Source organism: Nostoc sp. 'Peltigera membranacea cyanobiont' 232 (assembly GCF_002245985.1).
GTDB lineage: Bacteria > Cyanobacteriota > Cyanobacteriia > Cyanobacteriales > Nostocaceae > Nostoc.
Genome location: NZ_NOLK01000313.1, coordinates 1 through 3,723, shown reverse-complemented (window position 1 = coordinate 3,723; position 3,723 = coordinate 1). Strand labels below are relative to the sequence as shown.

The 3,723-nt window shown below is 43.5% G+C and carries 4 protein-coding genes and 2 pseudogenes; 1 reads left to right on the top strand and 5 read right to left on the bottom strand.

From position 1 onward, the window contains the following. Positions 1–41: 41 nt before the first annotated feature. A pseudogene (locus CDG79_RS39630) lies at positions 42–716 on the bottom strand (ATP-binding cassette domain-containing protein); the annotation flags it as partial. Positions 717–852: 136 nt separating this feature from the next. Continuing rightward, a complete protein-coding gene (locus tag CDG79_RS45105) occupies positions 853–981 on the bottom strand; it encodes a hypothetical protein (protein WP_262985884.1) in 129 nt (42 codons plus the stop codon). Positions 982–1,085: 104 nt separating this feature from the next. Here CDG79_RS45105 and CDG79_RS43230 point away from each other — a divergent pair, with 104 nt between their 5' ends. Then, positions 1,086–1,337 (top strand): hypothetical protein, encoded by a 252-nt coding sequence (locus CDG79_RS43230; protein ID WP_189525310.1) that lies wholly within the window; start codon positions 1,086–1,088, stop codon positions 1,335–1,337. Positions 1,338–1,612: 275 nt separating this feature from the next. Here the strand turns inward: CDG79_RS43230 and CDG79_RS39625 are convergent. From CDG79_RS39625 to CDG79_RS39615, 3 genes and pseudogenes are all read right to left on the bottom strand, one after another. Continuing rightward, a pseudogene (locus tag CDG79_RS39625) lies at positions 1,613–1,801 on the bottom strand (transposase family protein); the annotation flags it as partial. Positions 1,802–2,651: 850 nt separating this feature from the next. Further along, positions 2,652–3,380, bottom strand: coding sequence for an ABC transporter ATP-binding protein (locus tag CDG79_RS39620; protein WP_094332788.1), 729 nt, complete (start codon positions 3,378–3,380; stop codon positions 2,652–2,654). 78 nt (positions 3,381–3,458) lie between these two features. After that, a complete protein-coding gene (locus CDG79_RS39615) occupies positions 3,459–3,683 on the bottom strand; it encodes an indolepyruvate ferredoxin oxidoreductase subunit alpha (protein WP_094332787.1) in 225 nt (74 codons plus the stop codon). Between the last annotated feature and the right edge of the window lie 40 nt (positions 3,684–3,723).

Genomic DNA, 3,723 nt, shown 5'->3' with positions numbered 1-3,723 from the left:
CCCTTGTCCCCTGCTCCCCTGCTCCCCTGCCTCTTCCCCATTCAGTTATAACTACTAGCTTGACGAGTAAACATTAGGTGATACTGTCCGCCTAGTGCGATGAGTTCGTCATGAGTGCCTACTTCGATAACTTGACCGTGTTCTAGTACTACTACTCGGTCTGCTAGTTTTGCTAAGGCGAGGCGATGGCTGACTACAACGGCTATTCTCCCCTTGGCCAGAGTACGCAAAATGTTGTAAATCTCGTGTTCTGTTTTGGGGTCAAGATTTGCTGTTGGCTCATCAAGTATGAGGAGTTCGGCTGGAGACAGTCGCAATAAAGCACGAGCGATCGCTAACCTCTGCCATTGTCCCCCTGATAGATCGATACCACCCTCTAGCTGTTTGCCTAAAAGGGTTTCCAAACCACGATCTAGCTTTTCAATTACTTTAGCCAAACCAGCCTCGGCGATCGCTTCCGTAATCGCGGCATCATCCTGCATTTTTGGTAAATTCCCAAAGGCAACATTTTCGCGTACGGTAGTCGGAAAACGAGCGTAATCTTGCATAACTACATCAATCCGCGATCGCAAGTCTTCTAAGGGGAGCAATCGTAAATCTTGCCCATTCCAAATAATCGCACCTTGGCTAGGGTCATAGAGGCGACATAATAGCTTTGTTAAAGTGGTCTTCCCAGCACCATTTTCACCCACCAATACAATCAGGGAGCAACGCGAAAAAGTGAGATCGGGGTTTAATTCTCAGTTATATAGCTAGATTCTCAATAAAAACAGATGTTTCGCTGCGATGCCTACGGCGGGCTACGCCTACGCACTATTAAACAGGTGATTTATACCTCTAATTTTTAGCACCTCACAAAATCGCGTTGCTCCCGCCTGTAATCCGATCGCGCAGGGAAGTATATACAAAGCTATTGATGTTAGCGATCGCATCACTCACCAAATTCACTAGCGATGAACCTGCAATACTTGAGAGTAGCACAGGTTGAGAAAGTATCAGGGCGATCGCATTCTGCTATAAAACCCATTTGACATCTTATGAGGTTTTGAATTAAGGTACTCCTCAGCATCTAAAATCCAATACTAATGGCGTATTCCAGCAACCTCACTGATGCAGAATGGGAAATTTTTGAACCCTTATTGCAAGAGATATTACCGACTAAGAAGCAGACTCGACCGACCAACTGGCCCATTGCGAGATATCTTCAATGGAATTCTCTATCAACTAAAAAATGGATGCAATTGGCAGTGTGGACAGTATTACCGCCAAACAGAAACGGGAAGTTGTCGAAACTGCGATCGCAGATGGTAAATGACCTTTGGAGATTCAGGATTTAATCAAAGGCTGGAAACATGAACTTTTCAGCACAATGGGTATGCGAATTGTAGTTGTCTCGCCACCGTTCCAATAAGTACCTTTTTCCCAGGTAGTGCTAGTTCTTCCACTCATAATTGCCTCAAATGCCGTGTTACAAGGCAATATTACAGGAATTAGGAGTTTGTTTTGCGATCGCCAATGCCCAATGCCCAATAAAAAGCGATGCCTGCGGCGAGCTACGCTAACGCACTCAATATTTCTCAGCTTCAGCCCGCGCTTCTAAGCAGTTTTGAGCCTCTTCAATTGAATCATACTTAGCACAACCATAAGTCTCTATCCCCACCCAGCCATCTGCCCCACAAATCACTGCACAGATCGCAATCGTCATGATATCAATTAAATTGTGTCGTTTAGTGCGGTCTATTCGTGGGTCTTCTATAAGCAAAAAATGGTCAGCAATTGTGATTTTTGGCTTGAGCTTCATAGAGAGGAGAATAAAAATGTAATTCTTCTTTAGAGCAACTGTTAGAATACCATCTTCCTTGACAGGCAGGCGTCGGCTGCCTTTAGCCTCCCTATACAATGATTATCATTACCATATAAATGAATATTTAATTCCCTCAAAGCCTTCTTTGATTGGGGTTTTGCTCAATTCCACTCTGATTCAGGCTCGTCAATATTTAGATGCGTTTGCCCTGGGTAGTTTACAGAGCGTGAGCGTCAACAACTGGCCATTGGGTGGGATTTTGAGACGGGAATCGATCCCTTGTAGAAGTTTCTCAATGTCCCAGTAACCCTGCTGATATATCAATTAAAACTGGAACAAAAAAATTTTGGCTGCCAAATTGCCAAAAGCACTCAATCAATTTTGATTGAGGTAAACATAGACGTTTTTATACAATAAAAAACACCTCAGGTTCCCTCTGGAGCGGCTTTACAGAAGTTATTTTGACTCAGCAGTATATCAAAAAGTGATGCAGAGCTTTATATATAGGAAGTTCAGTAAGCCTTCTTGTTCAATTGGGGTTCTGGCAAATCCGGTTAATTTGCATTTTTATCATTTTTTCCTAAATGAATGTCCTGTTTTACCTTTTTACTCGCTGTAGATGTGATTAGAAACGCAAGGATTATTGGGGAGAATTCTTTGAGCATCGAAAACGACGGTCGCGGCAGTGGCAGGAATTGTTATAGTTTTTGTATTAGTTTATAGATAGCGTAGGCGCAGTTCGCTTTCTCTACGAGACGCACTCGCGTTTGGCATCGCTATCGGCTCGTGAAGTTTCCTTATTTCAAGTGGTGTTATGTTGAATGGGGGCAAGAGTAATTAAAGAGGGTTAATGTCTTTTACCTGCTCCCAGATATAGTTCACCCACTTTAGGATCGTTTAATAGTTCTTGACCAAGGCCGGAGATAGCATCGCGTCCCGACTCCAGTACATAGCCACGATTAGCCATCTCTAAAGCTTTACGGGCATTTTGTTCTACTAATACAATCGCAGTTCCCGCCTGATTAATTTGTTTAATCTGCTCAAACACCTGTGTCACCAAGATTGGTGATAAAGCAGCAGATGGTTCATCTAAAATTAGCAAACTAGGTTCCAACATCAAAGCTTTGCCCATCGCTAACATCTGGCGTTCTCCTCCAGAGAGAGTACCAGCGCGTTGACGACGGCGATCGCTTAATCTGGGGAACATGGTAAATATTTTATCTTTAATTGGTTTCAGGGGAACGTTAAGCACAAAAGCACCCATCTCCAAGTTCTCTTCAACACTCAGAGAGGGGAAAACATTGGCGATTTGCGGTACGTAGCACATTCCTCGTTGAACAATTTGATTGGACTTTAGCCCCACAATATTTTCACCTTTAAAGGTAATTGTGCCTGTGTGGGGGATCAAAAGCCCAAAAATTGCTTTTGCCAAAGTAGATTTACCAGCACCGTTGGGGCCAATCACTGTTACCAATTCCCCTGGTGCAACCTGGAAATTCACACCTTGCAGGATATCTACATCTTTGATGTATCCAGCATGGACATTTTGAACATCTAGTAAATAGTCATTTGTCATTGGTCATTTGTCATTTGTCGTTTGTCATTGGTCAACAGTCAAGTCAAAAAATAACTATTGACTGTTGACTATGGACTATTAAGGGGTTTTTTGCAAGTCCGGTCGTTCTTCTGCAAGAATTGCCCCTTCGACTGGGCAAACTTGGAGACATATACCACAGTCGATGCAAGTGGCAAAGTCAATCCAGTACCAATCTGTTCCCTTGGCATTTTTGCCCGGGCCATCATGAATACAAGCTACTGGACAAGCATCTACGCAGTCAGCTACGCCTTCACAGACTTCTGTAACAATTGTGTGCGGCATGTTCTCGATTCCCTCTTTTCTGTATCGGCTATTTCTAGCC

Coding starts and splice junctions, on each gene's coding strand:
- CDG79_RS39620 (WP_094332788.1), bottom strand. CDS start 3,380: ATGACAAATGACTATTTACTAGATGTTCAAAATGTCCATGCTGGATAC.
- CDG79_RS43230 (WP_189525310.1), top strand. CDS start 1,086: ATGGCGTATTCCAGCAACCTCACTGATGCAGAATGGGAAATTTTTGAA.
- CDG79_RS39615 (WP_094332787.1), bottom strand. CDS start 3,683: ATGCCGCACACAATTGTTACAGAAGTCTGTGAAGGCGTAGCTGACTGC.